At 70.0% G+C, this 26,527-nt stretch carries 24 protein-coding genes; 13 read left to right on the top strand and 11 right to left on the bottom strand.

Annotated features, from left to right (window positions below; all coding sequences use genetic code 11):
* The first annotated feature begins 17 nt into the window (after positions 1-17).
* The gene (locus tag ACFPOE_RS22295) at positions 18-2,198 is read left to right on the top strand and encodes an FUSC family protein (RefSeq protein WP_376852542.1); all 2,181 of its coding nucleotides are present in this window, start codon (positions 18-20) and stop codon (positions 2,196-2,198) included.
* Here ACFPOE_RS22295 and ACFPOE_RS22290 read toward each other — a convergent pair.
* Entirely contained in the window at positions 2,187-3,041 is an 855-nt protein-coding gene (locus ACFPOE_RS22290; RefSeq protein ID WP_376852541.1) for a YhjD/YihY/BrkB family envelope integrity protein, read from the bottom strand. The genes ACFPOE_RS22295 and ACFPOE_RS22290 overlap by 12 nt on opposite strands.
* 106 nt (positions 3,042-3,147) lie before the next feature.
* Between ACFPOE_RS22290 and yghU the strand changes: the two genes are divergently transcribed.
* From yghU to ACFPOE_RS22255, 7 genes are all read left to right on the top strand, one after another.
* Complete coding sequence (gene yghU / locus ACFPOE_RS22285; RefSeq protein WP_376852540.1) at positions 3,148-4,023, top strand: glutathione-dependent disulfide-bond oxidoreductase; 876 nt, start codon at positions 3,148-3,150, stop codon at positions 4,021-4,023.
* 17 nt (positions 4,024-4,040) lie between these two features.
* Complete coding sequence (locus tag ACFPOE_RS22280; protein WP_376852539.1) at positions 4,041-4,676, top strand: glutathione S-transferase family protein; 636 nt, start codon at positions 4,041-4,043, stop codon at positions 4,674-4,676.
* 87 nt (positions 4,677-4,763) lie between these two features.
* Positions 4,764-5,144 carry a hypothetical protein gene (locus ACFPOE_RS22275; protein ID WP_376852538.1) on the top strand — a complete coding sequence of 127 codons (381 nt, stop codon included), beginning with the start codon at positions 4,764-4,766 and terminating at the stop codon, positions 5,142-5,144.
* A 61-nt stretch (positions 5,145-5,205) separates the two neighbouring features.
* Positions 5,206-5,805 (top strand): M15 family metallopeptidase, encoded by a 600-nt coding sequence (locus tag ACFPOE_RS22270; RefSeq protein ID WP_376852537.1) that lies wholly within the window; start codon positions 5,206-5,208, stop codon positions 5,803-5,805.
* A gap of 231 nt (positions 5,806-6,036) precedes the next feature.
* Positions 6,037-7,326, top strand: a complete 1,290-nt coding sequence (locus ACFPOE_RS22265; RefSeq protein ID WP_376852536.1) for a hypothetical protein — start codon at positions 6,037-6,039, stop codon at positions 7,324-7,326.
* Between the two features lie 11 nt (positions 7,327-7,337).
* Complete coding sequence (locus ACFPOE_RS22260) at positions 7,338-7,679, top strand: hypothetical protein (RefSeq protein WP_376852535.1); 342 nt, start codon at positions 7,338-7,340, stop codon at positions 7,677-7,679.
* Between the two features lie 12 nt (positions 7,680-7,691).
* Entirely contained in the window at positions 7,692-8,231 is a 540-nt protein-coding gene (locus ACFPOE_RS22255; RefSeq protein WP_376852534.1) for an RES family NAD+ phosphorylase, read from the top strand.
* A gap of 26 nt (positions 8,232-8,257) precedes the next feature.
* On the opposite strand, the gene ACFPOE_RS22250 is transcribed toward ACFPOE_RS22255, so the two are convergent.
* From ACFPOE_RS22250 to ACFPOE_RS22240, 3 genes are read right to left on the bottom strand one after another with little or no spacing between them, the layout of a single operon-like run.
* Positions 8,258-9,727, bottom strand: a complete 1,470-nt coding sequence (locus tag ACFPOE_RS22250) for an SH3 domain-containing protein (protein ID WP_376852533.1) — start codon at positions 9,725-9,727, stop codon at positions 8,258-8,260.
* 3 nt (positions 9,728-9,730) lie between these two features.
* A complete protein-coding gene (locus ACFPOE_RS22245) occupies positions 9,731-11,014 on the bottom strand; it encodes an SPFH domain-containing protein (protein WP_376852532.1) in 1,284 nt (427 codons plus the stop codon).
* A 43-nt stretch (positions 11,015-11,057) separates the two neighbouring features.
* Entirely contained in the window at positions 11,058-11,735 is a 678-nt protein-coding gene (locus tag ACFPOE_RS22240) for a hypothetical protein (RefSeq protein ID WP_376852531.1), read from the bottom strand.
* A 136-nt stretch (positions 11,736-11,871) separates the two neighbouring features.
* Here ACFPOE_RS22240 and ACFPOE_RS22235 point away from each other — a divergent pair, with 136 nt between their 5' ends.
* The 3 genes from ACFPOE_RS22235 (at position 11,872) to ACFPOE_RS22225 (ending at position 16,881) form a co-directional block, all read left to right on the top strand.
* Positions 11,872-12,609, top strand: coding sequence for a response regulator transcription factor (locus ACFPOE_RS22235; RefSeq protein ID WP_376852530.1), 738 nt, complete (start codon positions 11,872-11,874; stop codon positions 12,607-12,609).
* Positions 12,610-12,708: 99 nt separating this feature from the next.
* Positions 12,709-14,829: a sensor histidine kinase gene (locus ACFPOE_RS22230; protein ID WP_376852529.1), complete on the top strand. Its 2,121-nt coding sequence runs from the start codon at positions 12,709-12,711 to the stop codon at positions 14,827-14,829.
* A 9-nt stretch (positions 14,830-14,838) separates the two neighbouring features.
* Complete coding sequence (locus ACFPOE_RS22225) at positions 14,839-16,881, top strand: hybrid sensor histidine kinase/response regulator (protein WP_376852528.1); 2,043 nt, start codon at positions 14,839-14,841, stop codon at positions 16,879-16,881.
* 37 nt (positions 16,882-16,918) lie between these two features.
* Here ACFPOE_RS22225 and ACFPOE_RS22220 read toward each other — a convergent pair whose 3' ends face one another.
* A complete protein-coding gene (locus ACFPOE_RS22220; protein ID WP_376852527.1) occupies positions 16,919-17,419 on the bottom strand; it encodes a hypothetical protein in 501 nt (166 codons plus the stop codon).
* Positions 17,420-17,602: 183 nt separating this feature from the next.
* Here ACFPOE_RS22220 and ACFPOE_RS22215 point away from each other — a divergent pair, with 183 nt between their 5' ends.
* A complete protein-coding gene (locus ACFPOE_RS22215) occupies positions 17,603-18,376 on the top strand; it encodes an SDR family NAD(P)-dependent oxidoreductase (protein WP_376852526.1) in 774 nt (257 codons plus the stop codon).
* Between the two features lie 3 nt (positions 18,377-18,379).
* Here the strand turns inward: ACFPOE_RS22215 and ACFPOE_RS22210 are convergent, their stop codons facing one another.
* The gene (locus ACFPOE_RS22210) at positions 18,380-18,745 is read right to left on the bottom strand and encodes a hypothetical protein (RefSeq protein WP_376852525.1); all 366 of its coding nucleotides are present in this window, start codon (positions 18,743-18,745) and stop codon (positions 18,380-18,382) included.
* Positions 18,742-19,800, bottom strand: a complete 1,059-nt coding sequence (locus ACFPOE_RS22205) for a hypothetical protein (protein WP_376852524.1) — start codon at positions 19,798-19,800, stop codon at positions 18,742-18,744. Before ACFPOE_RS22205 ends, ACFPOE_RS22210 begins: the two co-directional genes overlap by 4 nt.
* Before the next feature lie 83 nt (positions 19,801-19,883).
* Here ACFPOE_RS22205 and ACFPOE_RS22200 point away from each other — a divergent pair, with 83 nt between their 5' ends.
* A complete protein-coding gene (locus tag ACFPOE_RS22200; RefSeq protein ID WP_376852523.1) occupies positions 19,884-20,492 on the top strand; it encodes a hypothetical protein in 609 nt (202 codons plus the stop codon).
* Here the strand turns inward: ACFPOE_RS22200 and ACFPOE_RS22195 are convergent.
* The 4 genes from ACFPOE_RS22195 to ACFPOE_RS22180 form a co-directional block, all read right to left on the bottom strand.
* Positions 20,489-20,995, bottom strand: coding sequence for a hypothetical protein (locus ACFPOE_RS22195; protein ID WP_376852522.1), 507 nt, complete (start codon positions 20,993-20,995; stop codon positions 20,489-20,491). The genes ACFPOE_RS22200 and ACFPOE_RS22195 overlap by 4 nt on opposite strands.
* Before the next feature lie 105 nt (positions 20,996-21,100).
* A complete protein-coding gene (locus tag ACFPOE_RS22190; protein ID WP_376852521.1) occupies positions 21,101-21,832 on the bottom strand; it encodes a hypothetical protein in 732 nt (243 codons plus the stop codon).
* Positions 21,833-21,875: 43 nt separating this feature from the next.
* Positions 21,876-24,626, bottom strand: coding sequence for a two-partner secretion domain-containing protein (locus ACFPOE_RS22185; RefSeq protein ID WP_376852520.1), 2,751 nt, complete (start codon positions 24,624-24,626; stop codon positions 21,876-21,878).
* Between the two features lie 36 nt (positions 24,627-24,662).
* Complete coding sequence (locus ACFPOE_RS22180) at positions 24,663-26,327, bottom strand: ShlB/FhaC/HecB family hemolysin secretion/activation protein (protein WP_376852519.1); 1,665 nt, start codon at positions 26,325-26,327, stop codon at positions 24,663-24,665.
* Positions 26,328-26,527: the final 200 nt, after the last annotated feature.

Here is a 26,527-nt window from a genome sequence, read left to right as displayed (position 1 = left end):
CGCCACCAGGTCCCGCCTTGAACGACCACTTCCGATCCGCCCTGCGCATCGCCATGAGCTCCTACGTCACCAGCGGCGTGGTCACGGCGACCGGCCTGCTGCTGATCTCGACGCTGGTGCACCTGCTGCTCGGGCCGGAGGCGGCGGCCGCCGCGACGGTGGGCGTGATCATCGTGACGCCGCCCGACCAGCCGGGGCCGCGGCGCGGCAAGTTCACCCACTTCCTGCCGGCGGTGCTGATCGGCACCCCGCTGTTCTACGCCACCACCCTGATGCGCGGCTCGACCCTGGGCCTGATGGCGCTGCTGGTGTCGGCCACCTTCGTGGCCTTCCTGGGCGCGGCCTGGGGCAAACGCGGGCTGCCGGTGTCGGTCTCCGTGATGTTCGCCATGATCTTCGCGCTGGCCGCGCCGCCGCCGGCCGGCCCGGACCAGGCGCTGCAGGCGACGCTGGCCTTCGGCCTGGGCGGCATGCTGTACGCCTGCTGGGGCACGCTGGCCAATTCGCTGCTGAACCGGCGCTACCGCGTGCTGGCCCTGGTCGATGCGCTGCATGCGGTGGCCGACCTGATGCGCACGCAGGGCCTGCACTTCACCATGAGCCAGGACGCGCAGCGGCGCACGGCGCTGGTGGGGCGCCTGATGAAGCAGCAGGCCGCGCTGGCCGACCAGCTGCAGGCCGCCCGCAACATCCTGCTGGAATCGCCCGGCACGCCGCGGCGGCAGCAGCTGGCCGGCATGCTGATGCAGTTGCTGGACATGCGCGACCACCTGCTGGCCTGCGCGCTGGACCTGGACGTGCTGCGGACGATGCCCGAGCACCAGGCGCTGCTGCAGGTGCTGGGCGTGGAGATCCAGGCGCTGGCCGGCGACCTCGACCAGCTGGCCCACGCCATGATGCTGGGACGGCGCGCCTCGGGGCGCCTGCACGCGCGGCCCGCGCTGGCAGCCGCAGCCGCGATCGCGCCGGGGCCCGGCAGCCGCGACATCCACGCGCCGCCGCCGCAGATGCTGGCCAGCGCGCTGGCGCGGCGGGCGGGCCACCTGCACGACGAAGTGGCCCGGTCGGTGGCGCTGGCGCGCGGCGAGCAGCCGCCCGACCTGGCGGTGGTGCGCACCGCCTGGCAGCTGTTCGTCAGCCCCACCAAGTGGACCTGGCGGCCCTTCCTGTCGCTGTGGCGCTGGGACGCGCCGCCGCTGCGCCATGCGATCCGCGCGGCGCTCGCCATCGCGGCCGGCTACGCGGTCGGCGTCGCCCTGCCCTGGGGCGCGCACGAATACTGGATCCTGCTGACCATCACCGTGGTGCTGCGCGGCAGCCTGGCGCAGACGCTGGAGCGGCGCAACAGCCGGGTGGCGGGCACCTTCCTGGGCTGCCTGCTGGCCGGCGCGCTGCTGTACGCGCACGTGCCGGCCGTCGTGCTGCTGCTGGTGGTGGCGGTGGCGCAGGGCATCGCGCACGCGTTCGCGATCCAGCGCTACCTGGTCACCGCGGTGGCCGCCACCGTGCTGGCGCTGATCCAGGCCCACCTGCTCAGCACCGGCACGCCGCCGGCGTTCGAGGTGGCCGAGCGGCTGATGGACACGCTGATCGGCGTCGCCATCGCCTGGGTGTTCAGCTACGTGCTGCCGTCGTGGGAGCGCACCCAGGTCGGCGCGCTGGTGCGGCGGGCGCTGGCGGCGCAGGCCAAGCACACGGAACTGGCGCTCGGCCTGGGCCAGCAGGCGGCGCCCGACACCCAGTCGGAGCTGGGCTGGCGGCTGGCGCGGCGCGAGGCCTACGACAGCCTGTCGGCGCTGGTGCAGGCGGTGCAGCGCTCGCTGTCGGAACCGAAGGCGGTGCGGCCGCCGCTGCAGGAACTGGAACGCATGCTCGGGCACAGCTACCAGTTGCTGGCGCAGCTCACCGCGATCAAGACCATGCTGCTGCAGCGCCGCGAGCGGCTGGACTTCACGCTGCTGCGCGATCCGCTGGACCGGGGTGCCCTCGCCATCGCCGCCGCGCTGACCGGCGCCGGCCCGGCCAGCGCCGCGCCGTCGGCCGCGCGCGAGGAAACGGCGCCGATGCTGGAGCTGCCCGCCGACAGCGAGCACGACCTCACGCCCTGGCTGCTGCGGCGGCTGCGGCTGGCGGTGGCGATCGCGCAGGACCTGCAGGCCGACGCCGCGCGGGTGCTGGCCGGCGCCTCACGCGCGTGACAGCCGGCGGCCGGATGGCGCGCCGGCGCGCGGCAGGCTGGCGCAGACCACCGCCGCGCCCAGCGTGACGAACCACGAGTAATACACCCACACCAGGAAGGCGGTGAGCGGCGCGAAGGCGCCGTAGATGGTGCGGTAGGTGGGCACGTTGGCCAGGTAGATGGCGAAGCCGCGCTTGCCGACCTCGAAGGCAATGCCTGCCAGCAGGCCGGCCGCCACCGCATCGCGCCAGCGCACCGTGGTGTTCGGCACGAAGCGGAACAGGCAGGCGAAGCCGGCGGCGCCCAGCAGCGCGGCGCCGATGTTGACCGCATGCGGCAGCCACGGCAGCGGCGGCCCGACCATCCGGCTGGAGGCCAGCAGCAGATAGGAGGTCGCCCACAGGCTGGCGCCGAGCAGCACCGGGCCCGCCACCAGGATGCAGGCGTAGAGCACCAGCCGGCGCAGCAGCGGCCGCGGCTTCTTCACCTGCCAGATGCGGTTGAAGGTGTTCTCCACGCTCAGGAGCAGCGCCAGCGCCGACAGCAGCAGGAAGCCGAAGCCCACCAGCGTGACGCCGCCGGCGTTGCCGGTGAACTGCCCCAGGTGCTTGAGCACGGTGCGCGCGATGTCGTCCGGCAGCAGGCCGCGCAGCAGGTGATCGCGGATCGCCTCGCCGGTGGAGCGCAGCACCGGGGTGCGCGAGAACAGCGCGAAGCTCACCGCCAGCAGCGGCACCATCGACAGCAGCGTGGTGAACGTGAGGCCGCCGGCCGCCTGGGCGACGCGCTGCTCGCGGCCGCGCCGCCCGATGCGGCTGGCCAGGCCGCCCTGGGCTCGGGATGATGATGTTGTTGTGGCCACTGCGGGGAATATAGCGAAGCGGCGGCCGGCGCCGCCCGGCGCGATGCCGCCAGGACGGCAGGTCCGCCGCAGTACGATGGCTGTCCCCATCAATGAAGGTTCGAGCATGAGCGACTCCCCGGCCTACACCCCACCCGCCGTCTGGACCTGGAACCGGGACAACGGCGGCAAGTTCGCCAGCATCAACCGTCCCATCGCCGGCGCCACGCACGACAAGGAACTGCCCGTGGGGCGGCATCCGCTGCAGCTGTATTCGATGGGCACGCCCAACGGCGTGAAAGTCACGGTGCTGCTGGAGGAACTGCTGGCACTTGGGCACGCGGGCGCGGAATACGACGCCTGGCTGATCCCGATCGGCGAGGGCGCGCAGTTCGGCAGCGGCTTCGTGGCCGTCAATCCCAACTCCAAGATTCCGGCGCTGATGGACCGCAGCGGCCCGCAGCCGGTGCGCGTGTTCGAGTCGGGCGCGATCATGATCCACCTGGCCGAGAAGTTCGGCGCTTTCCTGCCCGCGGGCGGCGCGGCGCGGGCCGAATGCCTGTCCTGGCTGTTCTGGCAGATGGGCAGCGCGCCTTTCCTGGGCGGCGGCTTCGGCCACTTCTATGCCTATGCGCCGACCAGGATGGAATACCCGATCGACCGCTATGCGATGGAGGTCAAGCGCCAGCTCGACGTGCTGGACCGCCACCTGGCGCAGGCGCATTACATGGCGGGCGACGACTACACCATCGCGGACATGGCGATCTGGCCCTGGTACGGCGCGCTGGCCAAGGGCCAGCTCTATGGCGCCGGCGAGTTCCTGCAGGTGCAGGAATACAAGCACGTGCTGCGCTGGACCGACGAGATCGCCCAGCGGCCGGCCGCGCGGCGCGGACGCATGGTCAACCGCACCTGGGGCGAGCCGGCCAGCCAGCTGCACGAGCGGCACGACGCCAGCGACTTCGAGACCCGGACGCAGGACAAGCTGGGGACGGCGCCGTGAGCGCCGGGCCGCGCCCGATGACGATCACCCTGTACGACTGCGCCACCGCGCCCAGCCCGCGCCGCGCGCGCATCCTGCTGGCCGAAAAGGGCGTGGCGCACGAGACGGTGCAGGTGGACCTGCGCAGCGGCGCGCAGTTCGATGACGCGTTCCGCCGCATCAACCCGCAGTGCACCGTGCCGGCGCTGCAGACCGAGGAAGGCGCGCTGCTGACCGACAACGCGGCGATCGCGGCCTATCTGGAGGCGCTGCGCCCCGAGCCGCCGTTGCTGGGCCGCACGCCGCTGGAAAAGGCGCAGATCGCGAGCTGGAACTGGCGGATGGAATTCGAGGGCCTGCTGGCCATCGCCGAGGCCTTGCGCAACGCCTCGCCGGGCATGGTGAACCGGGCGCTGCCGGGGCCCAGGGACTATGCGCAGATCCCCGAGCTGGCGCAGCGCGGCCTGCTGCGCGTGCAGGACTTCTTCGCCATGCTGGATGCGCGGCTTGAAGGCCGCGAATACATCGCCGGCGACGGCTTCAGCATCGCCGACATCACCGCCGTGGTGGCGGTGGACTTCGCCCGCGTGGTGAAGGTCAAGGCCGGCGAGCAGCATCCCCACCTGCTGCGCTGGCGGGCGGCGATGGCCCGGCGGCCGTCGATGGCGCTGTAGCAGGGCCGGGTCGACAAGTTGCGTTTCGTTCAGTTGCCGTTCATGGAGGGCGGCGCACCATGCAGTCACCTTCAACAAGGAGCCAGCATGAACCGCATCTTCAACGCCAAGCCTCTCCTGGCCGCCGCCATCGCCATCGGCGCGCTGGCCGCCGCCACCGCGGCCCAGGCCCGCTCCGACGTGGTCCTGTCGATCGGCCTCAATGCGCCCTACGGCTATGCGCAGCCGGCGCCGGTGTACTCGCAGCCGCAGGTCGTCTACACGCAGCCGCAGCCGGTGTATTACGAGCAGGCCCCGGTGTACTACGAGCAGCCCCCCGTGTACTACCAGCCGCAGCCGGTCTACTACGTCAACCGCCATCACCGCGAGCATGAGCGCCGTGGCAACTGGGGCGGCTGGGGCGATGCCGACCACGACGGCGTGCCGAACCGCTTCGACCGCGCGCCCTACAACCCGTACCGCCGCTGAGACCGGGGTGCAGCTGGCCGGATATCCTCGTGAGATCCGCCACTGCCCCTGATCCATCCTGATGCGCTGCGAAGACATCGCCTCGAACCCCGATTTCCGCCACCTGTCGACCGTCCCTCACCTGGCGGTCGACTTGCGCTATGCGGGCGTGGACAACTTCGTCGGGCGCGACCTGTACGGCGCGCTGGATTGCGCGTGGCTGCACCACCTGGCCGCCGCGGGGCTGGAGCGCGCCGTGGCGCTGCTCGCGCGCGAGGCGCCGGGCCATCGGCTGCTGGTGCTGGATGCGCTGCGGCCGCACCGCGTGCAGATCCAGCTGTGGGACCACCTGGCAGGCACGGACCTGCGCCAGTACGTGGCCGACCCGGCCCGCGGCTCCATCCACTCGTTCGGCATGGCGCTGGACGCGACGCTGATCGACCCCCAGGGCCGCGAGCTGGACATGGGCAGCGGCTTCGACGAAATGACGGAGCGGTCGCATCCGCGGCTGGAAGCGGAGCATCTGGCCACCGGCGAACTGACGCCCGCGCAACACCGCAACCGCGAGCTGTTGCGCAACGCTCTATGCGAGAGCGGATTTCAGGGAATCGACAACGAGTGGTGGCACTTCGAGATGCTAGACAGGGAGCATGTGAGGGCGAGGTTTGTCAGGGTGGAGTGAGAGAAGTGTTGCCCGATGCCGTAGGCGCGCGGCTCGAGCGCCCCACGGGGCACCCCGCCAAGCGCACGCCCCCGGCAACCCGCCCGCGCCTGTACAGCGGACAAGTTGTATACGGGCCGCCGAACGCTTCTCCACCGTGCCGCGCATGCATCGTTCACGTGCCAGGCAAAAAGACATTGAAAATGTCAATGTCGATGCCTATAATAACCGCTATCCTCCTTGGAGAGCAACATGGCATTGCCCAATATCCGTCTTGTCCGCGCCGCACCCGACCCTTTGGGTCTTTATCTCCGGATTGGGCACACAGGTCAAAAGGACCTGCAGAGCTTTATTTCCTCCGGCGACGCGGCATTTAGCGGCGTTGTGTTTGACGCGCGGCGGGTCGCAAAGCAAAAGGAGCTCCTTTCGCTAGTTCTTGAACGTCGTATAGACGCTGTGCTTGACCCACAGACCCAGCCAATGGCGCTGCCAGGGGGCTACATTGAGGCGATGGGGGACTTGCCTTGGTCAGCAAAGCGGGTTCATACCTACGACGACTTCTCCCCAAACCTCCGACACAAGATTGCAGACGAAATCGCGCAATTTGCGGTCGCGAATGGATTCACCCAAGTCCTAGCGCCGACTCATCTGCTCACTGGGCCTGATGATCGTTGGCTGGATATCGACATAGCAACGACAAAAGCGTTGCGTCTCGCTCTCCACCGTCGTGGAGGCAAGAACATTCAGATTAACTATTCGTTGGCGGTCAGTTATGTGACTTTCCGGACAGCTAGCAAGCGTAAAGCCATCCTCGACCGACTTCGTGCTGCAAACATCGACAGCGTGTGGCTTCACGTCGACGGATGTGGCGCAGACAGTTCGCCCACAGCGGTTACCCGCTATAGCGATGCCGCGGTGGACTTTCACGATTTGGGTCTTCCTATAGTTGCTGATCACATGGGTGGCTTGGTGGGCTTGTCACTACTAGCGTTCGGCGTCGTGGGAGGCTTGTCACACGGCATCACGCTTGGAGAGCGTTTCAATTGCGGGCATTGGCATAAGGTTCCGGTGCCTGGAGGCCCCGCCTTTGCGCCTAAGCTGCGTGTTTACATTCCGCCTCTAGATCTCATGCTTCCGCGTGGGGATGCCGAAAGACTGTTCGAGACCGGCGGAAAGGCGCGGACGGCATTTGGGTGCAGAAACACTGCCTGTTGTGCCAGAGGCATTACAGACATGCTTCAAGCGCCCGCACGGCACTTCCTTTACCAACGGACGCGGGAGATTGCCGGTCTCAGTCAGATCCCTGAGTCGCTGCGACCCCAACAGTTCCTGGAAGAGCACCTGCGTCCAGCTAGTGACCGGGCAATCCTCGCTAAACAGCTGCCCCTGCCAGAGACTCTGCAGAAGAAGATCGACGGACACAGCAAACGACTTAATGACCTTCGGATAGTACTTGGCACATATTCTCAAACTCGTCGGCAAACATCGTTCGCGCAACATCCAAAAACTCGGGCTGCTCGAGAAGTTGGTCGGCAAGCTTAGGGAGGTAACAAATGAATAGCAATGCGATTGCTCGACGTTTGGATGCTATCCAGGCTAAGGGCGCTATGCGCTCATCTGATATTGCCAACGTCCTAGAGGTACGTCCCGAGACGGTTTCGCGATGGAATCAGGGCAAGGCCTTTCCTCACCCCACAACTGAGAGACAGCTGTTAGAACTTGAATTCATAGTTGATCAGCTCTCTGATTTTTATGAACCTCAGGAAGCACGACTCTGGATTTTTTCGCGACAGCGACTCTTGAACGGCGAAACACCTGCAGAACTCATTCAGAAAGGGCGCGTAGATGAAGTGCTGGCTGCGGTCCATCAGCTGAGGGACGGTGTTCATATCTGAAGTCGATCAAGCATGATTCACGATTCTGAACTGCTTGATAAGCTGGCCGACCTACCACGCGAAGCGTTCGCTGGGCGCGTCTATCGGGCAACCAGAAAGCGCCTCGACCCTCTCTTAACGTCTCGAAGCGGCGGAAGGTGGATGCCACCCGGCGGAGCGGGGGTTTTGTACACCAGCTTTGAGCGAGAGGGGGCGTTGGCCGAGATCTGCTTTCATTGGTCACAGTGGACTCCGCGCCCCTCAAAACCAGCGACCATTCACACGCTAAATGTGGTCGCGGATCGTACGCTTAAGCTCGTCCGTGCCAACTTAGAGGAATTAGGCGTAGCGGCTGGCGATTACGAAGCCGTCAATCTTCCTCGCACACAGCAAATTGGCGCGGCAGTTGAGTTCCTAGGTTGTGACGGGCTAATCGTTCCGTCCGCGCGTTGGGCGTGCGACAACTTGATCTTGTTTCCAGATAGCGCCGATTTCCGCGGAACTCTTGTGGCCGAGTTGGAGGAGGACGTGGACTGGCTCAAGTGGGGCAAGGAAAAGAAGTTGGTCGACTGATTGTCTCCAGAGGTGCCTTTCCACATTCACCGCAAACTCACCGACCCACCCTTCCACCCCGCGTCCTGCCACCTGTTGAACGCTCCCAGCATTGCCGGCTCGGCCGCCTGCCGTTCCGCCGTCAGCGACGCCAGCTTCAGCACCTCGAAGCTTCTCTTGTACTTCCCTTCCCCCCTCGCCTCCCGCGCCACCAGCACCTGCTTGCCGCCAGGCACCCAGCCGGCGAACTCGGCGTAGCCAAGATCGGGGTTGGTCGTCGCCGGCGGCAGCACGCTGATGTCCCACGCGCCGCGCGCATCCTTGCGGAACAGCCACAGCTCGCGCCACGCCTCCAGCGGCTGCACGGCCAGCGCCAGCGCATTGCCTTCGCGATTGAGCGAGGCGGAGCCGGCCCACACGATCGCATAGGTGCAGCGCCGCGCCAGCGGGCTCTTCTCGTCGTGCTTCGCGTCCACCAGCAGCACGCACGTTTCGCCGGGCTGGCCGGGCACGGTCACGATGAACGGATTCCTGGAACCCGCCTCGGCGGCAGCGACGGCGACTGCCGGCAGCGCGGCCCAGCGTGACGCGTTCACGCGCATCGCCGCATCGTTGTAAGCGGGCTGGTCCACGTCCGTGAGCTCGCTCTTGCTCACGCTGGCCAGTTCGGCCAGCGCCTTCTGCGCGACATCGGCAGCCGGCAGGCCCTGGCGCGTGCGCTGGTAGGCGACCGTGGCCGCCACGCTCGCCCGCCGCATCAGCACCCGGTTGCGCAGCCAGCCGGGCAGTCGGGCGGCGTCCACCCGCTCCAGCACGTCGGCACGCCACTGGTCCACCTGGGCGCGCTGCAGCGGCTGCAGGTTGGGGTCCACGCATTCGGTCCGCGTCAGCGCCAGCGCGGCGCGGGCGCGCTGCTCCGGCACGGACTTCATCGCCAGCACGCGGCGAAAGGCCTCGCCGTCGTAGCAGATCGTCATCCGGCCGTCGCGTTCGTAGCTGGCGAAGTTGACGCCGTAATGGCGCGCCACGTCCAGGTGCGCCGAGAGCGCCGCCTCCTGCGGCTTCGTCAATGCTGCACCGGAGGACGCGCGGCGCGCCAGCCGGTCGGCCATGGTGCCCAGCGCGTCTAAGGCGGCGATGCCGTCGCTTCCATTGAGCGCCTCGGCCGGCGCCGCCTGCAGCCAGGCGGCGGCGATGCCGATGCCCAGCGCCTCGCTGCCGGGGCGCTCCTGCACGAAGCGCAGCACCGCCAGCAGCTCGGGCGCGTCGGCCGGCGCCAGTGCGCTGCGCCGTACCTGGCTGGCGCGCACGAAGCCGGCGCGCTCGCGCCGGTGGTCGTACACCTGCAGGTAGTCCAGCCGCTCGCCGCGCACTTCGAGCACCTCGCCCTGCCAGAGCTGGGCCTGCTGCTGCGCCGAGTCGCGCGGCGCGGCGCGCAGCGCGGCCTGGTCGCTGGTGACGATGGCGGTCTGCATGGTGGCGGCGACAGCCACCGCGGCCAGTGTCGTTGCGGCCATGGCTCAGTCCTCCTCTTTCGCGGCCTGCGTCTGCGTGGCCGCAGCGCCTGCGTGCTTGTTGCCGCCCAGCAGCGCGGTGCCGATGAAGCCGCCGTCGGCCGGCGGCGGCGCGATGATCACCTGGATCTTGTCCGAGAGCTTGTCGGCCAGCGTCTTCTGGATCAACAGCGGATAGCGGGCCACCAGCGCGCCCTCGCGCCCCATCTGCTCCGCGTTGGCCTTGCCCACGCGCTCCAGCCGCCAGGCCTCGGCCTCGGCCAGCTTCTGGCGGGCGTCCGCCTCGCCGGCCGCCTCGATGCGGCGGGCCTGCGCCGCGCCTTCGGAGACGCGGATGCGGCTCTGCTTGTCGGCCTCCGCCTCCAGCTGGCGCTGCTCGATCTGGCGCTGCTTGAAGGGCAGCACGTGCTTCATCGCCTCCTCCTGCCCGCGGGCGGCGATCACCTGCTCGCGCGCCGCCGCCTCGGCCGCGATCTCGCGCCGCGCCTTGTCGGCCTTGGCGTCCAGTTCGGTCTCGCTGACGCGCTTGTCCTTCAGCTCCAGCGTGTAGCGCATCTTCTCGCTGGCCAGTTCCTCCGCCAAGAGGCCTTCCATGCCGCGCTTGTAGTCGGGTGGCAGTTCCACCTGGCCGATCTGCACTGCCTTGAGCAGCAGGCCGTCGGCGGCCAGCCGGGGCTTGAGCTCGCCCTCGATCGCCTGCTGGATCTCGGCCCGCTTGCTGGAGAAGATCTCGCGCACCGTGTAGCGGGCGAACACCTTGTAGATCACGCCCTGCACCGCCGGCTCCACCACGCCGCCGGCGACGTCGTCCGGCATGTCCCTGGCCGCGGCGAGCACGCGCGACGGGTCCAGCGCATAGCGCACCGCGATGTCCACGCCCAGCGACAGGCCCTCCACCGACTGCAGCGCTGCGATGCCGCCCTTGCCGGGCCGGTACACCTGGTCGCGCAGCGCCAGCACCCGCACCTGGTGCAGGCCGGGGAAGACGAAGATGCTGCCGTCCTGCCACTGCACCGCGCTGCCGGTGAGCTGGTTGGTGCGCACGCCGACGTCGCCGCGGCCCACCGCCTGCATCGGCGGATGCTTCCACAGCAGCGTGCCGGCGCCGCCGACCAGGGCGATCGCGATGGCGGCGTTGCGGTAGCGGCGGAACGAGCCCAGCGTGCGCTCGGCGCCGAAGGGCGGGCGGGTGGCGTCGTCGTCCTGCCGGCGGCCGAAGGCGCGGTCGATGGCGGCGGCCAGCGAGCGGCGGATTGTGCGCAGGGCGATGCGGGTACGGCGGAAGTCCATGGCGATCTCCTTCTTGGTTTTCGGTTGAATGGCGGGGTGGGGTTCAGCAGCCGTCGGCGCGCAGGGCGAGCACGGCGGCCGGCGGGTTCAGGCCCGGCTGGGTGAGGGAGGACAGCAGCAGCACTTCCTGCCCGTCCACCCGCACGATGAAGTCGGGCTTGCCGTCGCTGTCCAGGTCGGCCACCGCCAGCACCTCGCTGTCCGATGCCGGGCCGGCCGGCAGCCGGAAGCCGTAGCTGTCCTCGCCCAGGCCCACGGTGTAGACCGGGCCCTGGCCCACCGACAGCGTGAAGCGGCGGCCGTTCAGTTCCAGCTGGTAGGCGTGGTCCGGCCGCGGCGCGAACAGGCCGCCGCCGAAGTCCAGGGCCGGCAGCCGGCCCTCGGCGATGCGGGCGCCGGGCACGCGGATGTAGCGGGTGTCGATGGCTTCGGCTTCTTCCTCGCCGGGCCGGCTGACCGGCGCCTCGACCGCCTGCACCTGCAGCGCGCCCTCCTTGCTGGTCACGCGGTACCAGCCGCCGGCGGGCAGGCCGGCCAGGTCCACGGCGTCGACGGCCGGGCGCAGCAGCTGCCCCAGGTGGGACGCGTCCGGCTCGCCGGCGTGGCCCTTGCAGACCAGCGCCAGCGCAGCCAGGATGCTCAGGGCCGCGACCGCCAGCCATTCCAGCAGGTTGCGGGTGGCGTTGCGGGCGGCGTGGAAGCGGTCGATTCGGTTGGCCATTCGGGTTCTCCTTGTTGGATGCACCCATTCTTCGAATCGGCCCCGGAGCGGACAAGGCAGGCGCCGGGCGACTGTCTTCCGGCCCCGGAAGAAAGCTTCACAGGCGCCGCGCGCAGCCCGGCCGATAATCCGCGCCATGACGACAGTGGCCGTGATCGAGGACGACCTGCCCACCAGCAACCAGCTGGCCGGCTGGATCAAGGCCGCCCGGCCGGACGTGCGCATCGACCAGTGGTTCACCCGCGACGAGGCGGAGGCGGCGCTGGCCCGCGAACGCTACGACGTGGTGGTGCTGGACATCGAGCTGGGACACGAGCGCAATGCCGGCGTGGCGCTGATCAACGCCATCAACAAGCGGCGCCAGGGCACGCCGGTGCTGGTCGTCTCCGCCATGCCGGCGGCGATCTACCGCAGCATCATGAAGGCGCTGGACGCCTGGGACTACCTGCAGAAGACCACCTTCGAGGAGGCGGACTTCATCGAGACCTTCCTGGACATCCTGCGGGTGGCCAAGGCCTCGCAGGCGCAGGCGCCGGTGGCCGCGGCCAGCGAACTCGCGCTCGATCCGCTGTGGCAGCGCACGCCGACCTGGCGCGGCGCCCGCATCAACCTGCCGCTGACGGCGCAGCGCATCCTGGCCACGCTGTACCAGCGCGCCGGCGAGGTGGTGAGCTACGACGAGCTGTTCGACGTGGTCAAGAGCGGCCGCAACCGCGACAACGTGCGCAAGCACGTCAGCACCATCCGCGACGCCTTCCGCGAGGTGGACCCGGCCTTCGACGGCATCGAGAACATCCCGATGCGGGGGTTCCGCTGGGTGAAGGCGGCACCCCGCGTGGGCTTCGACAAGCTCAGCCCGAACGGAAAAAAATGAGCGCCAGCGCGCCCGATCATCCTGAGCTGTCGAAGGGGAAGAAATGAGCGCCGGCACACCCGTTCATCCTGAGCCTGTCGAAGGATGGAAACGCGGGCAATGAAAGTCCCCGATCTCTCGCTGCCGCGCATCGAGATGCCGCGCCTGGGGCTGGTGGCGTTCCGGCGCCGCATCATCGTGCGCGCGGTGTTCCTGCTGCTGGCGGTGGCCACGCTGGCGCTGGCCGGCGTGCTGCTCAAGGACGAGAAGGAGCGCAGCCTGCGCAGCTACGACGCCAGCCTGGGCAAGACGCTGGCCGAGGTGTCGGCGCGGCTGCGCCATCCGGCCGGCCAGCTGGCGCTGCTCAACCCCGGCCGCAGCCAGGCCCAGGTGCCGCTGCGGCCGCTGCTGCTGCCCTATGGCGCGCTGGACTTCGACGACCAATTCAAGGCGCAGCAGGCGGTGGAGACGGCCGGCTGCAGCGTGCAGTACCCGGACGGCAGCTCGATCTGCGTGGCGATCGGCAACAACCCGTATGCCGGCGGCTTCATCTACCTGGTGGGCAGCTTCCAGGCCGCCGCGCTGGTGCCGCGCGAACGCGGGGCGCTGTCGATCAGCGACGTGCACCGCGCCCGCATCAGCCTGACGCAGGGCGGCGAGACCACCCGCTGGATCGCGCCCTTCGAGCGGCTGGGCGACCCGGACGCGCCGGTGATGCGCGGGCGCCTCACCGGCTTCCTCGACGAGCGCGAGAACGCCGAGGCGCTGCCCCTGCTGGCCACGCCGGTGCGCGATTTCCGCGGCTGGCTGTGGCAAAGCAGCCGCTGCGCCGACCCGGCCGGCGCGATCGAGACCTGCGCGCGCCGCACCACCTTCTCGATCCGGCTGCCGGTGGAGGCGTACCGGCTGGCGCTGTTCGGCAACCGGCGCCCGGCCTGGCCGCCGGCCGACCTGGAGCGCACGCTGGTGCACCTGCAGATGCTGGCGCCCGACAACCCGGTGCCGCTGTTCGACAGCAACGCGCCCGGCGCCACCGTGCCGCTGGCGCTGAGCGACCTGGGCGACGCCCTGCTGCCGGGGGAAACGCTGTCGATCCGCAAGGCCGGCCGGCCCGATGCGCAGGCGATCACGCTGCGCGGCAAGACCGACAATGCGCAGCGGTCCTCGCCCTGGCTGTCGCGGCTGATCGCGCGGCTGCCGGTCGATCCCGGCGCGGCGCCGCAGCTGACCCGCCGCGACGTGATCGGCACCCCGGCCGGCAACTACGAGGTGACGCTGCAGGGCAATGCCCGCAGCGGCGAGCGTACGCTGGGCATCATCGCCACCCGCATGTCGTGGTCGGTCGGCGCGATGCTGGCCGCGATCGGCCTGGCCTGGCTGGTGATCGAACTGAGCCTGCTGCGGCGGGTGACGGTGCTGACGCGGCGCGCGGCCGCCGTTTCCTACAACGTCAACGCGCCCAACGTGGAGCAGCGCATCGGCGGCCTGGACGTGTCCGACCTGCGCGGCCGCGACGAGCTGGGCATCCTGGCCGGCGCCCTGTCCGATCTGCTGCAGCGGGTGAAGGACGACGTGCAGCGCGAGAGCATCCGCACCCGGCAGGAGCGCGACATGTGGCATGCGGTCGGCCACGAGATCATGTCGCCGCTGCAGTCGCTGATGGTGCTGCACCCGGACGCCGGCGACAGCAGCCACCGCTACGTGCAGCGCATGCAGCAGGCGGTGAAGGTGCTTTACAGCCAGGCCTCGCCGAGCGAGGCGCTGCAGGCGGCGGCGCTGCAGGTGGGCGCGCTGGACATCGACCGCTTCCTCAGCCACGTCGCGGCCAACGCGCACTTCGCCGGCGTGGCGGACGTGCGCTATGCGCCGGCCGGCGCGCCGCTGCTGGTGCGGGCCGATGAATTCCCGCTGGAGGACGTGGTGACGCACATCCTGCGCAATGCCGACCGCCATCGCACGCCCGGCACGCCGATCACCATTTCGCTGGCGGACCACGGCGCCACGGCCAGCGTGCGCATCCACAACCAGGGCCCGCCGATCGCGCAGGAGCTGCTGGCGCGGGTCTTCGACTACGGCGTCAGCGGCGGCGAATCCGGCGCCGCCGGCGGCCAGCGCGGCCAGGGCCTGTTCGTGGCGCGCACCTACATGAGCAAGATGGGCGGGACGATCGAGGCGCGCAACGAGGATGGCGGCGTCAGCATCGTCCTGGCTCTGCAGTGCGGGCTCGAGCGCCAGAGGTAGACTCGTTCGATGTCAGACCCCCGGCCGGCCTCCGCCTCCTCCATTCCGGTCCTGGCCGGCAGCGAAGCCGGACATCTCTTGAACAGCACCGCGTGGGAGGACACGCCGCTCGGGCCGATGGCGCAGTGGCCGCAAAGCCTGCGCGTCGCGGCCGGCATCTGCCTGAATTCGCGCTTCCCGATGTTCCTCTGGTGGGGCCCGTCGCTGGTCAACATCTACAACGACGCCTACATCCCGATGCTGGGCCTGAAGCATCCCGGCGCCTTCGGCCGCCCGGCCACCGACAGCTGGAGCGAGATCTGGCCGGTGCTGGAGCCGCAGGTCGGCGCCGTCATCCGCGACGGCCGCGCCAGCTGGAACGAACGCGTTCCGCTCACCATCCTGCGCAACGGCGTGATGGAGGATTGCTGGTTCACCTGGTCGTACAGCCCGATCCACGGCGACGGCGGCGCCATCGACGGCCTGTTCTGCGCCGTGACGGAGGAAACGTTGCACGTGCGGGCGGAAGCGGCGCTGGCCCGCCTGTCGCGGGAAGCGGCCGACGCCGCCCACACGCTGCGGACCTGGTTCAACAACGCGCCCGGCTTCATCGCCATCCTGCGCGGGCCTGACTTCGTGTTCGAGATGGTCAACCAGGCGTATTACCAGCTGATCGGCCACCGGGACCTGGAGGGCCGGCCGCTGGCCGAGGCGCTGCCCGAGGCCCAGGAGCAGGGCTTCGCCGGCCTGCTGGAAGACGTCTATGCCACCGGCGAGCCATTCATCGGCCGGGCCATGCGCATCCTGGTGCAACGGACACCGGGAGCCCCCAAGTCCGAGGCCTTCGTCGACTTCGTCTACCAGCCGGTGCGCGATGTCCACGGCAAGGTGGTCGCGATCTTCGCCCAGGGCAGCGACGTGTCCGAGCAGGTGCGCGCGGTGCAGGCGCTGCGCGACGCCGACCGCCAGAAGGACGAGTTCCTGGCGACGCTGGCCCACGAGCTGCGCAACCCGCTGGCGCCGATCCGGCAGGCCGCGATGGTGGCGCGCTCGGGCGCGGCCGACTCCGAGCGCAAGGCCTGGGCGCTGGACGTGATCGAGCGGCAGGCCGGCCACATGGCGCTGCTGCTGGACGACCTGCTGGACGTGTCGCGCATCTCGCGCGGCCGGCTCGACCTGCGGCTGGAGCCGGTCGACCTGCAGCAGGTGGTGGACTCGGCGCTGGAGATCAGCATGCCGTCGCTGGAGCGCAAGAACCACCGGCTGGCCATCGAGCTGCCGGCGGCGCCGGTGCGGCTGCTGGCCGACCCGCTGCGGCTGGCGCAGGTGCTGTGCAACCTGCTGTCCAACGCCTCCAAGTACACCGACCACGGCGGCAACATCGCGCTGCGGGCCGGCACCGACGGCCGCGAAGTGACCATCCGGGTGCAGGACGACGGCATCGGGCTGGCGCCGGAAGCGCAGGACCACATCTTCGAGATGTTCTCGCAGATCTCGTCGGCCATCGACCGCGCCGAGGGCGGCCTGGGCATCGGCCTGGCGCTCAGCCGCGGGCTGGTCGGCCTGCACCGCGGAACGATCGCAGTGCGCAGCGCCGGCGTGGGAACGGGTTCCGAATTCGTGGTGACGCTGCCGCTCGCGCCGGCGGACGATGCGGGCATTTCACCAGCCCACGCGTTGCCGGCGCAGGGCCGATCAGGCGAGCCGGCGCGGCGCAAGGTGCTGATCGCCGACGACAACGCCGACGCGCTGGAGACGATGGTGGCCCTGCTGGAAATGGAGGGCCACGAGGTGCAGGCCGCCAGCGACGGCCACAAGGCGCTGGCGCTGGCACAGCAGATGCTGCCCGACATCGCGATCCTGGACATCGGCATGCCGGGCCTGAACGGCAACGAGCTGGCCGCCCGGATCCGCGCCAGCGACTGGGGCCGCGATGTCACGCTGATTGCGCTGACCGGCTGGGGCCAGGCCGAGGACCGGGCCCGCTCCAGCGCCGCCGGCTTCGATCACCACCTGACCAAGCCGGTGGACTTCGACCGGCTCAACGCGCTGCTGGCGGCCGGCTCCGTCTGACGACGCACGCCAGCGCGGAACCGGCTCGCGGGTTCGCTCAGCGGCCGTCCTTGTCGAAGTCGCCGGGAATGGCGCGCTCCACGCGGTGCCAGGCATCGCGGGTGGCGCTCTTGGCTTCTTCCCAGTTCAGGCGCGACTTGCCCTTGGCCTTCTCGTACTCGCTGCGCAGCGTCGGCTCGTAGGCGTCGAAGCTCTGGCCCGAGGCGCGGGCGCGCTCCCAGCCGGTGTAGCCGGTGCGATAGGCTGGCGCGTAATCGTCGTACGTGTAGTCCTTCCGGTAGCCGGGCGTCTTGGTGTAGTTCTCGCGCCAGTAGCTGTCTTCGGCCGTCGGGTTCACGCCCTCGGCCGCGCCCTTGCCGGCCAGGCCGCCGGCGACGGCGCCGACGGCGCCACCGACCACCGTGCCGACCGGGCCGGCCATGGAGCCGATGGCTGCGCCGGCCGCGGCACCGCCGGCAGCACCGACGCCGGTACCGACCGGATGGCTACCGGGCGCGCCGGTGATGGGGTCCTTGTTGGCGGGATTCTTGTCAGACATGGGGTCTCCTTGGTTGGTGCGGACGGCGTCCGCGGTGATGGATGAGAGAAATACGTTGCCGCGCGGGTGGTCGGCTGGTTGTCAGACAAAAGCGCGCGCCGCCGTCAGCAGCCTTCGAAGCGGGCCGGCCGCGCCAGCTCAGCCAGGGATTGCTTCGCGCGCGCCGGCCGCTAGACTGCGCGCATGACCTCATTCGACCTGCACGGGCGCACCGCCCTCGTCACCGGCGGCTTCAGCGGCCTGGGCCTGCACTTCGCCGAGGTGCTGCTCGGCCAGGGCGCCAACGTGGCGCTGATCGGACGCCGCATCGAGCTAGGACGCAACGTGGCCCATGCGCTGGGCGCGAAGCTCGGGCGGCCGGCCCACGTGCGCGCCTACCAGGCCGACGTCACCGATTCGGCCAGCGTGGCCGACGCCTTCGCCCACACCAGCGGCCATTTCGGCGTGCCCACCATCGTGGTCAACAACGCCGGCACGGTGATCCGCGCGCCCAGCGTCGACGTCAAGGACGAAGACTGGGCCTCGGTGGTGGACGTCAACCTGTCGGGCGTGTTCAAGGTGGCGCAGGCGGCCGCGCGCGCGCTGATCAAGGCCGGCACGCCGGGCAGCATCATCAACATCGCCTCCATCCTGGGCCTGCGGGTGCGGCCGTCGGTGGCGTCGTACGCGGCGACCAAGGCGGCGGTGGTGCAGCTGACCAAGGCGCTGGCGCTGGAATGGGCCGAGCACGGCATCCGCGTCAATGCGCTGGCGCCGGGGTACTTCGAGACCGAGATCAACCGCGAGATGCTGCGCTCGCCGGTGGGACAGGCGATCGTCGCGCGGGTGCCGCAGCAGCGCGTCGGCCAGCTGGCGGAGCTGGACGGCCCGCTGCTGCTGCTGGCCTCCGACGCTTCGTCGTACATGACCGGCTCGGTGATTGCCGTCGACGGCGGCCACCTGGTCAACACGCTCTGAGCGCTACAACCCGAATTCCGCGCGCAATGCGTCGCAGAACTGCGGCGTGCCGGTCAGCGTCAGGCTCAGCGTGATGCGCGGCGCCCCGGTGGCGCTGGGTTCCAGCCGCAGGTGGCCGGCGTCGGGGTCGTAGTCCGCAGCCAGCGTGGTGGCCACTTCCTGCACGCCCTGCAGTTCGTAGTCCCAGTCGCCGCCCTCGTCGAGCGCGCCGCGCCGGCCCGGGAACTGGCGATGGGCCCAGCCCAGCACGCGCTGCACTTCCTCGCGCAGTGCGGCCAGCTGCGCCGGCGCCGCCGAGGCCATGGCGTCGAAGCTGCCGTGGCCCTGGGCGTCTTCGCTGGAGTCGAATTCGAGGAAGTTCAGCTTCACTGCGGCCCATTGTCGTCGGCCGGCCGCACCCGCGCCTTCAGCGCGCGGCCCGCGGGGCCGTACAGCACGACCAGCTCGGGGGCGTCGCCGTCCTTGCGCAGCGGCGCGCCGCGATAGACCGCCACCTCGTAGCCGCTGTCGAAGCGCACCGCCGTCAGCGGCCCGAGCGCGGCCTCCAGGTCGGCGCGCGTGCCGCTGCCGATCGCCACGGCCTCCAGCGCGCGTTGCAGCGGCTGCGTCTCCGCCGGCGGCTGGACCGGCGCCGGCGCGTCCATCCACTCGAACTGGACCAGCGTGTCGTCCGGCCAGCCGGGGTCGCCCAGCGGCAGGAAGTAGGTGCGATCGAGCAGCACCTCGCAATCGCAGAAGGGCAGCTCCGCCGGCAGGGTCGGGTCGATGGTGGCGCCGGCATAGAGGCGGTCCACCGGCACGATCTGCCGGCGCGCACCGCTGACCAGCGTCACGCCGAACAGCGGCCGCTGCGAAAAGAACAGGTAGCGCTGGTTGCGGCCGCTGCAGTAGGCGGGCGTATCGGCGAACAGGCCGGCGAGGCGGTCGAACAGGCTGCGGTTGTTGGAAATCAGGTCCGCTTCCATCCCCACCTCGCACTCCAGTCGCAGGTCGCCCAGCCGCCGCGTGCCCGGCGGCAGGCCGGGCGTGCGGATCTCGGTGCGCCAGGTCATGGTCTGCGCCCGCCGGTTGGGCGTCACCACCGCGTCCTCCGCCAGCGCCTGCTGGTTGCGCGGCAGCACGAAGGTGCCGTCGGCCGCCACCGGCACGTTGAAGTCCACTTCCTGGCCGACCACGTCCACCCGCACGCTGGCCATGTCGGTGTCCCGCTTGCGCGGCAGCAGGCGGAAGGCCAGCGTCGCCTGCGGCGCCAGCGCATGGCGCCGTTCGAACAGGTCCATGCCGCGCACCATCTTGCGATAGGACTTCTCGACCGGGTTGCGCACGCCCTTGCCGACGACTGTGACCGGCGGCAGCTGGGCCAGCGCGCCGGCAGCCGTCGCCGCGAGCGCTATCGACACGCCCAGGAGGCGAAAAAACCGCATGCTGTCCACGCCTTCAGCTTAGGCGGCGGGCGCTCCGGGCGCTGTAGGACCGGGGCGGCGAATGGGCTGACTACACTCGAGCAATGGAATTGATTCTTCTGGGCATGATCCTTGGCTTTGCCGGCTGGCTGGCCAAGAGCCGCGACCAGGGCGCGCGCATCGCCCTGCTGGGCTCGCACCTGGGCAGCTACCAGATCGAGCGCCACCTGGAAACGCTGACCGAGGGCTACCTGCGGGCGCTGGGCGAAGCCGATGCCGGCCGCCGCGAGCAGATCTGGAGCCTGCTGCGCGGCACCGAGCAGGCGCTGGCCAGCCAGTTCGAGCGCTTCGCCGCCGGTTTCGCCAAGGTGGACGAGGCCGACGCGCGGGTGTCGACGCTGCCGATCGGCCTGCCCTTCGCGACGCGCTGGATGCCGGCGGCGACGTTCGACGTGCGCAAGGCGCTGGCGATCCACGCCCGCGGCATCAGCCGCGCGGTGGCGGAGGCCGGCCAGGGGACGGCGCAGGCCAAGGCCTTCACGCTGATGGCGGAACTGTTCCTGATGCAGCACACCTGCCACTGGTACTGCAAGTCCAGGACGGTGGCCTCGGCGCGCCTGCTGGCGCGCCACAAGACCTCGTACCGGCAGGCGATCGACGCCGTCGGGCCGGCCACGCGGGCGAGCTACTGCGAACTGGTCGGCGCGGCCTAGTCGCGGATGCCGAGGTTGCCGCGGACCTTGCGTCCGGGCAGCATCACGGTGCGTTCCACCCAGGTGCGAAAGCGCAGCGCGCCGGGCTCGTTCTCCTTGGCCAGGTGTTCCACCAGCGCGTCGTCGCGCAGGCAGGTGCCGCTGCGGTCGAAGCGCTCGCAGCGGCCGGGATAGGCCAGCGCCAGCGCGCGCTCGGCGGCGGTGACGCCAACGACCTTGCGCACGTCGGCCAGGCACACCCAGCGCCGGTGCTCCTCGTCTTCCAGCACGTGGACCGTCACGCCCTTGTAGACATAGTGCTGGCCATGCACCGGCAACCAGGTGCGTTCACGGGCGCTGTGCCGCAGCCCGGCGGCCAGGTTGATCAGCGGCAGCGCGATCGCGGCGGCCAGCAGCGGCGAGCTCCACACCATCGCGATCGGCCCCCAATACCAGCCGGCCAGCAGGAACAGCGTGACGCAGACGGCGATCTGCACCGCGGGCAGGGACAGCCAGTTCTTCACCGGTCCGCCCCGCTGGCGGCGACGGCGGGTGCGGGCCGTCCGGGGAAGGAAGCTGTGTCGGCCATGGACCGGCAATATAGACCGGTCGGCAACCTGCTGCACCTGTTACCGCGACGGCGCCGCCTCGCTGCCGCCCTGGCGGCCGGCGGCCGGGCCGGGGCCGGGGCCGACATCGTACGAGCCGAACACGTCGCGCACCGGGCGCGTTTCGGGCAGCACGTAGACGATCCCGCTGGTGCCGGTGAATGCCGGGCTGACCACCTTGTCGAAGAACTTCACCGGCACATTGATGCAGCCGAAGGTGATGCGGTGCTCCTGCGGCAGGGCGCTTTGCAGGCGCTGCAGCCGGCGCTCTTTCGGCACGGTCGCGATCACGCGGTGCAGCGCCACGCCCGAGTCGTAGTCCACCCACAGGATCTCCTCGCCGGCCAGGCTCTTGTTCAGCGCGGCGGCGAAGCGGCCGGCCGGCGTGGTGCGCTCCGCGGGCTGGATGGTGGAGAGCTGGCGCGCACCGATGCCCGGAACGGCATCGTCGCCCGGCGTCAGGCCGACCAGCACGGGGCTGGCGCCCAGCAGCCGGCCGTTGCCGGCGAACACGAACACCCGGGCGTGGACCTTGTCGACCACGACGAAGGGCAGGCCGGCGTTGTCGCCTGAGTCCAGTGCCCAGTCGGCGATGTGGCGCACGTCGGGCCCGGGGCGCTCATGCCCGAAGTCCGCGCGCCGGGGCACGTGCTCTTCCTGCGCCGCCAGCACGGGCGCCACTGCGCCGCGCGCCAGCAGCATCACCAGGCCCGCAGCCAGGCCGCCGATGGCTGCGCGCAGAAGCTTGCCCACGGCAGGCGTCGCGGGTCGGTGCTCTCGCTGCTGCATGCCGCCGCTAGTTCCGGAACGGCTTGGGCCGCAGCACCCGCGGCGCAGGAGGGGCCGGCGCCGGGGCGGGGACCGCGACCGGCGGCGCCACCGGCTGCACCGGCTGCACCTCGATCTCGGGCGCCGGCGCGGCCGGCTGGCTCACCACCAACGCCATCGGCGGCGCGACCGGAGGCTGCACCAGCAGCAGACCCGGTGGCGGCGGCAACAAGACCGGAACCACCGCCACGGTCACGTAGCCAGGCAGGACGAACGGGACAGGCACGACTTCCGGCGGCAGCTCCGGCGGCACGACGACCACCGGCGGCACTTGCACTTGCGGCGGCACGACGACCACCGGCGGCACCACGACCGGCGGAACCGGCGGGATCACGACCGGCGGGACCGGCACCGGCGTTGGTGCCGGGGTCGGAGCCGGCGTCGGGGCCGGCGTCGGGGCAGGCGTCGGGGGTGGGGTCGGAGCTGGCGTCGGCGGCGGGACGACGGCGGCGATGTTGCCCGTGGTCTTCGAGACGATGGGGCCGCAGCACGTCACCGGCAGCGCGTAGGCCGCGGCATTGGGGCCGCCCAGCGTGTAGCCCGTGTACGTGATCGTCTTGTTCGCGCCTACGTCGGGGGTGTCGAAGTTCGCCGCACTGCCCGCGCCGGCGATCAGCGTCACGCCCGCGGGGTCCTGTTTCAGCGACGTCAGCGTGGTCGCCGTCGTGCCGTCGAAGGTCTTGTCGCCGCCCGTCGGGAACACCAGCATGTGTTGCGTCAGCGGGCTGTTGACCCGGGTGAAGAAGACCGCCGTCGAATAATCGGTCGGGCTGGTGTAGGAGATCGGGTTGTAGTTCACGGTGACGGCTGCGTTCGTGATGGCGCCGGGCGGCGTGCCCGGCGCAAACCGCACGGTGCCGGCGGCAGCCCCCGGTCCGTTGCCGTTGGTGCCCGCGCTCAGCAGCAGGCCGAACGGCAGGCCCAGGCTCTGGTCCGGGATCACGCTGCCGTTGATCAGCGTGATGGCGCCGTTGACGTTGACATCCGCGCCGGCGCACATGGCGATGTTGCCGCGCGTCGTCGACAGGGCCGCGCCGACGTTCAGGGTGACGACGTTCCCGGCGCCCAGCAGGATGCTGCCGTCGGTGGTGGTGATGGCGGCGCGCACGTTGATGTCGCGGCCGCAACATGCCACCAGGTTTCCGAAGGACGTCGTGATCGCCGAGTTCAGGTTCACGTCGCGCGTGGCGTTCAAGGTCAGGGTGGTTGCCGGGCCGGGCGCGGTCCGCGTCCAGGTGATCGGGGCCGCCACGGTGATATCGCCGCTGCCTGTGCCGCTGTTCGCCGTGTTGATCGTGATGCTGGTGCCGCCGGTCAGGCCATTGGCCGCATCGCCAACGATCTCGGCGACATTCACGTTGGACGTGCTGACGCCGGGGGCCGGCGTGAAGACGCCGGCGACGATGGAGCCGTTGGTCGTCGCCGCGGCCGAGATCGTGACATCCGCCGGGTCGAGCAGCCATGTGCCGCTGCTGCCGCCGGCCGCGCTGGCATTGACCTTGATTCCCTCCACGTCGAGCCAGTGGCCGGAGGTCTCCACCATGCCGCCATCGCCGCCCCGGGCGCCGCCGCGCGCCGTGATGCTGCCGTAGGCGCGGGTCGAGTCGTTCGACCAGACCACGACCTTGCCGCCCTTGCCAGTGCCGCCGGCGTCGGCGCTGATGGTGGAATCGGCGCTCATGTAGGTTGCGGAGGCATTCGGCACGTCCGGGTTCTTGCCGTGGAGGTCTCCGCCGACCAGCACGGTGCCGCCGCCGGCATCGCCGGAGGCATCGATGCGCCCGCCGAACAGCCCGACGTGGTGGCCGGTCAGCGTGACGCTGCCGCCGGCGTGACCGGCACCCGCGCCCGAGACATCCAGCGTGCCGCCGGCATTCACCGTGCCGCTTTGCAGGTCGGCCAGCAGCACGATCTTGCCGTCGCGGTTCGCAATCGACTGCGCCCGGATGACGCCGGTGTTGTTGACGGCCGTGGACAGCAGGTCCCCGGCCGCCTGCGTCGTCATCAGCACGCGTCCGCCGTCGGCCTGGATCAGCCCGCCGTTGCGCACCAGGGCGTTCACGGCGCCGGCGTCCACCGTCACGTTCAGCAGGTTGTCGCCGGCCACGTCCAGCGTGATGGCGTTGCCGGCGGCAAGCGCCACCGCGCCCAGCCTGGCGGAGATGACGCCCTGGTTGCCCACATTCGTTCCAAGCAGCGCAACGTAGCCGCCGTCGGCCCGGATCGCGCCCTCGTTGACCACCGTGCCGCTGCCGGGGTTGGAGAACTTGTACCGACCTGCCATGAAGTCGGCATCGGACAGGCCGAGCGTGGAGGCCACGAGGCTGCCGACGTTGACAGTGGAGCCGCTGCCGAACAGCACGCCGTTCGGGTTGATCAGGAACACCTTGCCGTTGGCCGACAGGCTGCCGAGGATGGCGGACGGATCCGGGCCCAGCACCCGGTTGAGCGCCACCGAACTGCTGGAAGGCTGGGCGAACTGCACGCTCTCGCCGGCGGCGATGCCGAAACTCTGCCAGTTGATGGCGGCGTTCTGCGAGGTCTGCGTGATGGTGGTCTTCGCACCGCTGGTGCTGATGCCGGCCGCGCCGGCGGTGACGACGCCACCGGCCGGCGCTGCATGGCCGTTGCCGGTGAACGCCAGCAGCAGGGAGAGCGCGAGCGTCGTGAGTGCGAACGAGGGGCGAGGCCCCTGGGTGAAGCGATGGCTGGAGTTCATTTGGTGCCCTGCCTGCTGATTGGGTGATGACGACGGTCAGAAGTACTTGACGGCCTGGATCCAGAACCGGCCGGACTTGTCCGGCGAGGACGTGGCCTTCTCGCTGCCGACCTTGACGGCGTAATAGGCCCGGACCATGAAGTTGCCGGGATCGCTCCAGTTCAGGCCGACGCCGGCGCCGCTGAGGGTTCTGCGGTTGTCGGCCGGGGTCCACGGGTCGTGATTGATCCGGACCCCGCCGGTATCGACAAAGGCGATCAGCTGCAAATCGCCCGGCATGCGCCCGGTGAACCTCGCCAGCTGCATGCGCCCCTCCAGCGTGAGCAGATAGCCCTCGTCCGCATAGGCCTCGCCTTCCGGATAGGCGCGCACCCCGTTCATGCCGCCCAGCTCCATCTTTTCGGACACGTCCAGGTTCTTGAAGGCGGCCTGGCCGCTGACCGCGCCGTAGAGCCAGAAGCGTCCGCCCAGGGTCTGCAGCCGCATCGCATTGAACGACAGCTTGTCGAAGTGGCCGTTGCTGCGCGCGGTGGCGGCGTCGGCCGCGAGCGCCTCGGGCGTGCGGATGTCGATGGTGCCGGACGACCAGGTCAGCGCATAGGAGTTCAGTCCGCCCCCGCCCACCATGTCGCGGTGCTCGCCGTAGAGGCTGGTCATCCAGACCTGGGCCTTCTTGTCGGTGACGGCGCCGGTCGAATCGATCCGGTCCTGGAACGTCTTCGCGTCGTAGGCCAGCTGCAGGTACAGGTTGCTGTTGCGCGAGCGGATCAGCGGGTAGCGGCCGAACACGCTGGCAATCTCGGCCGTGCCGTTGGCGTCGAGGCTCTCGAATTGCTTGTCGAGGTGGTAATCCAGCCGGCTGTAGGCCACGCCGACCTGGCCCCTGCCGACCTGCAGCTGATAGGACGCGCGGCCATAACGCAGGCCCTTGCCCGATGTCAGCAGGCGCAGGCTGGCGACGTCGCCCAGCCCGAGCGGGTTGTTGACGTTCAGCGTGGCGCCGACCCGGACTTCGCCGGTGTAGGGATTGCCCGCGTTGTCGGCATCGACGCTGCCGGAGATGCGCTGTCCCGGCGTGACGTCGACGATCAGGTCCGAGCTGCCGATCGAGGCCCCCGGCACAAGGGTCGAGCGCACGTTGACGCCCGGAAGGTCCGACAGCACCAGCAGCCGGCTTTCCAGCGGCGCCGTGAGGATCGGATCGCCGCTGTTGATGCCCTCGAGGTCACTGCGGATCAACCGGTCGGACACGGTCGTCGAGTTGTTGACCGTGATGTTGCGGTACTGGCCTTCGCTGACCGAGATGGTCACCACGTTGTCCGTCACCTCCTGCGCCGGCAGCCAGGCCAGCGCGACGAAGTAGCCGTGGGCCCGGTAATACGCGGTGATCCGGTCGGCCATCGATCGAAGCTCGGAGAGCGACAGTTCGCTGCCCGGGCGAAAGCCGGTGAGTTCGAGCAACTCGGATTCCGAATACACGTGCGCACCCGTGATGCGCAGGGCGCGCACGGTGATCTTCGCCGAGTCCTGGCCCTCGGCCGCGGGCGCGGCCTGCTGCTGGATGCGGATCTCCGGCGCCGCCCGGGGCGCGGCCGGCGTCGGCGGAATCTGCAGCAGCTGGCCGCCGGCGGGCGGCTGCTGGGCCAGCGCCGCCTGCGCCATGGCCAACAGGGCAGGCAGTACGAATCGTTGTCGCGACATGGGCCCCTCCGGTGTCAGGATCGGGTAGGCCGGAACGCCGGCCTTCCTTCGGACTCACGACAGCGTAGGCAGACTGTGCCATCGTGTATGTTAGGTAGCGAACAAAACGAGCACGGCAGCGCTCATTCCTGCAGCCGGCGGGCGATCGACACCAGCTGGTCCCACTCTATGCCAGGGGACGAGGCGTTGCGAGCCCGGAA

The organism is Caenimonas terrae (assembly GCF_042655405.1).
Taxonomy (GTDB): Bacteria; Pseudomonadota; Gammaproteobacteria; order Burkholderiales; family Burkholderiaceae_C; genus Ramlibacter; species Ramlibacter terrae_A.
The sequence above is the reverse complement of the archived record's forward strand: the minus strand, read 5'-3'. Positions and strand labels throughout refer to the sequence as shown.